The 4949-nt window shown below is 54.7% G+C and carries 5 protein-coding genes and 1 tRNA gene; 4 read left to right on the top strand and 2 right to left on the bottom strand.

Features of this window, described 5'->3' with window-relative positions; translation table 11 throughout:
* The 4 genes from pgk to ABYV89_RS14435 all read left to right on the top strand — a co-directional run.
* Positions 1-277, top strand: a 277-nt coding sequence (gene pgk, locus ABYV89_RS14450; RefSeq protein WP_432823640.1) for a phosphoglycerate kinase, incomplete at its 5' end; no start/stop codon positions are given.
* A gap of 69 nt (positions 278-346) precedes the next feature.
* Positions 347-1105, top strand: coding sequence for a triose-phosphate isomerase (gene tpiA / locus ABYV89_RS14445; protein ID WP_432823639.1), 759 nt, complete (start codon positions 347-349; stop codon positions 1103-1105).
* A gap of 84 nt (positions 1106-1189) precedes the next feature.
* Positions 1190-1534, top strand: coding sequence for a preprotein translocase subunit SecG (secG, locus tag ABYV89_RS14440; protein WP_432823638.1), 345 nt, complete (start codon positions 1190-1192; stop codon positions 1532-1534).
* Positions 1535-1593: 59 nt separating this feature from the next.
* Positions 1594-1680: transfer RNA gene (locus ABYV89_RS14435), tRNA-Leu, on the top strand.
* A 737-nt stretch (positions 1681-2417) separates the two neighbouring features.
* Here ABYV89_RS14435 and ABYV89_RS14430 read toward each other — a convergent pair.
* Complete coding sequence (locus tag ABYV89_RS14430) at positions 2418-4190, bottom strand: GGDEF/EAL domain-containing response regulator (RefSeq protein ID WP_432823637.1); 1773 nt, start codon at positions 4188-4190, stop codon at positions 2418-2420.
* A gap of 69 nt (positions 4191-4259) precedes the next feature.
* Positions 4260-4949 (bottom strand): Hpt domain-containing protein (locus ABYV89_RS14425; RefSeq protein ID WP_432823636.1); only part of this gene is annotated, 690 nt, incomplete at its 5' end.

Raw genomic sequence — 4949 nt, 5'->3', positions numbered from 1 at the left:
CACTGCTGAACTTAAAAATGCCGCAACGGTCATCTGGAACGGCCCGATGGGCGTTTTCGAATTCGATGCCTTCGCTGAAGGGACCATGGCCATTGCCAGGACCCTGGCCGAGTCCAACGCCCTGTCGATCATCGGTGGCGGGGACTCAGTTGCTGCGGTGAATAAATCCGGACTTGAAGACCGCATGACGCACATCTCAACCGGCGGCGGCGCTTCGCTCGAATTCCTCGAAGGACGTGAACTCCCCGGAGTAACCGCCCTGACCGACAAAACCTGAAATCCGATCCGGGCCGGCGCCATGCCGGCCCTTCCCTGACCACAGGGATGTTCTTACCCGGAGGCTCACATGCGCAAACCGTTTATTGCAGGGAACTGGAAACTTCAGAAAACCGTTGGCGAATCCCTTGACCTGGCCGCGGCCCTCAAGCAGGAAACTGCCGGCATCGACGATATCGACATCGTCATCGCCCCGGTCTACACCTCACTGACCAAGGTCGCCGACCTGCTGGTCGGCTCCAACATCAGCGTTGCCGGCCAGAACTGTTATCCGGCCGCCAGCGGGGCCTTCACCGGAGAAGTATCCCCTGCCCTGCTCAAGGACGCCGGCTGTCGCTACTGCATCGTCGGCCACTCGGAGCGCCGTCAGCTCTTCGCAGAAACCGATGCGTTCATCAATCAGAAAAGCAGAGCCCTTATCGATGCCGGCATGGGGGTCATCTTCTGCGTTGGAGAAACGCTCGAGGAGCGGGAGTCCGACCAGATGTACGATGTGCTGACGACCCAGGTAAGAGAAGGCCTCAAAGGCATCTCCGCTGAAGAAATGCAGAACCTGGTCGTAGCCTATGAGCCGGTATGGGCTATCGGCACCGGCAAAACCGCCAGCGACGAGCAGGCTGAAGAAGCACACGCCTTCATCCGCGGCCTGCTGCAGGGGCTCTACGATGAAAACGTGGCCGAGGCCACCCGTATCCTCTACGGCGGCAGCGTCAAGCCCGACAACGTTGACGGGCTCATGGCCCAGCAGGATATCGATGGCACCCTGGTTGGCGGCGCCAGCCTCAAGGCGGCAGACTTCGCGCGCATTATCCACTTCAAGCGAGGGTAGATATTTCTACTTTGAAGTGGCAACCAAATGTGTTACAGTCCCTGGTCCTGTATTAACGACATATTCGAGGGAGAAAACGGCACAATGACCACATTTTTAATTATTCTACACATTCTTGTCTGCCTGGCGCTGATCGCCATCGTCCTGCTGCAGGGCGGTAAAGGGGCTGACATGGGCGCATCCTTCGGTGCTGGCGGCAGCCAGACCGTATTTGGCGCAGCTGGCGGCCAGAGTTTCATGGGTAAATTGACCACCTCAGCAGCCATTATTTTCATGCTCACCAGCCTGACCTTGGCCTATTTCTACGGGCAGCCCGGTTCATCCAGTGTCATGCCTTCGAGCGTAACCACTGCCGCCCCGCCCACGGCTCCTGCCCCTGCTGCAGAGCCTGCTCCGCAACCCGCGGCAGCTGAGGCAGAAAAAAAATAAAAAACGTCAGATTTAATATTGACACCCTAAGCCTAAATCAGTATATATACATCCGCTTTGCCGAAGTGGTGGAACTGGTAGACACGCCATCTTGAGGGGGTGGTGGGCAATTGCTCGTGCGAGTTCGAGTCTCGCCTTCGGCACCAACTAAAAAATCAACCCGGTCGCAACTGCGACCGGGTTTTTTTTGTTCGGCTTGCGCCCTTATAACTGCCCCCCCCGATGGGGACTTACATGCGCATCAGGCTTCTCCAGGGTGCAGAGTCGATACGCAAGGGAAGCTGGGAAGCGCTCAGACAATAACGTCGATCCTGCATTCAGTTCCATGTAACGGCAGTGTCATTAGGCATGTGCATGGTGGCAGCAATCCTATAATTAATAGAGAATAGTGAAGAGACCAAGGATTACTTTTTTTCATGTAAGTTAAAAAATCGGACACCAATGTTAACACCAGCTACTGGAGGGGTCAAAATGACGAGAACGGCCGGCACTCGAAAGAGTTTCGAAACTAAGCCGTAAAATTGGTTGTTGAAACCGGCATATCTGCTTATGAGGCATCACGCCAACTCTCCCTGCCGAAAACTACCCTTTAAAACTGGGCGAGAGCATTCAGGGCTGGCAAGCTCAGTGATATTGGAAGCCAACAGTGCCCGCTGACGAGTACGCGAAAATAAAACGGACAAGCGTATCGCGATAAATGGGGAGTAGTGCGCCCAAAAACGGCTTCCCGAAGGTCATTGTTGGTCAGTCCCTCGAATATGGGGCCAGGATCCAAATGGCTTGGCCTACATCTCGGCGGCAACTGGGCTCGACCATCAAAACTCAGGAATTTCCGGATGGAAACCAGTTACAGCGCGCTACATATCAACTGGTTTTTCACCTTTCAGAGACAGACCTCACAACCTTGAGAACTCCCCCTGACCGGAGAGATAAGCATTTCAGTCAGCTTGTCCGCAGTTACTGCACGGCTGAAATAAAACCCCTGGTACTGCTCGCAACCGAGCTTCTGCAGAAATTCGAGCTCCTCTATTTTTTCCACGCCCGCGGCAACCGTGGAGAGTCCGAGACTCTGGGCGAGAAACACGACGATGGCGACGATGGCGCGACTGTCGTCACTCCCGTCTATTTCCATGACGAAGGAACGGTCGATTTTCAGTTCATCAACCGGCAGCCGGCGCAGGTAGTTGAGCGATGAAAAACCGGTGCCGAAATCGTCGATGGAGAGTTTAACACCCAGCGATTTAAGGTCATGCAACAGCCTTATTTTCTTGTCAATATCGTCAAGAAGGAGGCTTTCGGTAAGTTCAAGGGTCAGGAAAGAGGTATCAACACCGCTTTCGAGAATAAGGCGCTTGAGCAGTTCCATATATTCCGGGTCGGAAAACTGTCGTGCCGACAGGTTGACCGACATACTGATCGGCGCACCTGCTTCTTGCCACAACCTCAACTGCCGACAGGCCCGCGTCAAAACCCACCTGCCGATATGTATGATCAAACCGGTCTCTTCTGCCAGGGGGATGAAGGCGTCTGGATAAATCATCCCTTCGGGACTGTTCCAGCGGATCAGCGCTTCAACCCCCTTGATCACACCGGAAGCGGTATCGACTTTCGGCTGATAATAAAGTTCGAACTGGTTAGTTTCCAGCGCCTGGCGCAGCCTGGTTTCCAATGCCAGCCTTTTTTCATACATTTCGTTGATCGAAACGGAAGAAAATTGAAAAGCATTTCCGCCGCTCTTTTTCACGAAATCCTTGGCGCTCGAAGCCAGGCGCATCAGCACCGAAGGATCGTCGCTGTCCGTCGGATAGGTCGCAATGCCGATACTTGCCGTCAAATAGATATCACGCCCTTCCACCTGCATCGGCTCCCGGATAGATTGTACGATCCGTTCCGCCACTTGAGCGGCTCTTTCGAGGCCGGGTATCCGATCCAGGATCAATGAGAAGATGCTGCTGTCAAGGTGAAACAAGTTCAGCGCGGCGTCTTCGTCGTCCACCGAGACTCCCAGCAGATCAGCCTCCCTGATCATTTTCTGAATACGCTTGGAAACAATTAGCAGAACCTCATCTCCAGCACTGAGTCCTATCGTGTCATTGATCTTGTCGAACTTGTCGATTTCGATATTCAGCAGTGCCAGCGGCTCACTGTAACGTTTCGCCCCCTTCAAAGCCCAGGAAAGGTCTTCGAGAAAGAGTTGCCGATTCGGCAATTTGGTCAACGGGTCATAATAAGCCAGCTGGTCCTGATACGCCTTGGCCCCGAGGGTGTTGCGCACCCGCAGCACCAGTTCGCTCTGATCGAGAGGCTTGGCCAGAAAATCGGTGGCGCCGAGGCCCAGGGCCCTGAGCTTGCTTTCGGTGTCAGTTGCGGCAGTCAGGATAATGACCGGGAGATGCTTGAATTTCGGATGTTTTCTGACCGAATCGAGAATATCGAAACCGGAAACATCCGGCATCATGAGATCAAGAAGCAGCAGGTCGGGCCGGGACTCTTCAAGAATCCTCATGGCCTGGGTCGAGTCGTCAACGCAGGTAAAATTACAATAGTCATCGTCCTCGAGAAAGGCTTGCACTACCTCGATATTGATCGGCTCATCATCCACGATCATGATCGTGGCTCGTTTCAGTTGATGGGTGTTTTCATCTGAAATGATCATGCCTGCCTCCTGCGACCTCCCTGCCTCTTGCTTTAATTACAAAAAACACAGATATAATTGTACCCTAAATTAACCTGCTGTCATTTCAATGTCACATTTTTCGCCTTCGGGAGCAGCAATAGCCAGGGCCAGGGCCCTTACTTTTTCGAGGGCCGCAGCCGCCGCCGCACTCTCGCCAGCCTTGGCCAAATGTTCCAGGCTTGCTGCAGGTTCGGTGAAATCATCGAAACCAACGGTACCGCCTGCCCCTTTAAGCCAATGGGCCAAACTGGCCAACTCGGCCATATTTTCCGTTGCCACAGCCTGGTCCATCACGACAATCTTTTCTTCCAGCCTGGCGATAAACATGCGGATGGTACGATGTAGCCGTGGGTTGCCCGCCAGCCGCGAAACGATCGGCCCGGCTGGCGCAGCGGTTAAAATCCCCTCGGCGCCTGCTGTCCTGGCATCCCCGTTAAGCACAGCGTCCCGCGGCGCGGCAGCCGCCTCCCCGGCCAGTTCAATACGATTCGCCAGCTCCCGCAGCAGAAGAATGGTCTCTTTCAGCTGCTGCGCGCTGCCTGATTTTGCCTGCTGCTCCAGCATGATGGCCGGCTCGGTAAAAACGCTGAAACCGACCGTCCCACCGGCGCCCTTGAGCCAGTGGCCCAACCTGCCCAGTTCGTCAAAATTATCGGTTTCGGCTGCGGCGTCCATGGCGGCGAGCTGTTCATGCAGGCGGGTGACAAACCGGCTGATTATGCCTCTGAACTTGGTGTT

Source organism: Trichloromonas sp. (assembly GCF_041583255.1).
GTDB lineage: Bacteria > Desulfobacterota > Desulfuromonadia > Desulfuromonadales > Trichloromonadaceae > Trichloromonas.
Note: the sequence above shows the minus strand (reverse complement) of the source record. Positions and strands in the feature narration are given on the sequence as shown.

What these genes read in the sequence shown, in the direction of transcription:
- tpiA (WP_432823639.1), top strand. Translation starts at nt 347, where the DNA reads ATGCGCAAACCGTTTATTGCAGGGAACTGGAAACTTCAGAAAACCGTT.
- secG (WP_432823638.1), top strand. Translation starts at nt 1,190, where the DNA reads ATGACCACATTTTTAATTATTCTACACATTCTTGTCTGCCTGGCGCTG.
- ABYV89_RS14430 (WP_432823637.1), bottom strand. Translation starts at nt 4,190, where the DNA reads ATGATCATTTCAGATGAAAACACCCATCAACTGAAACGAGCCACGATC.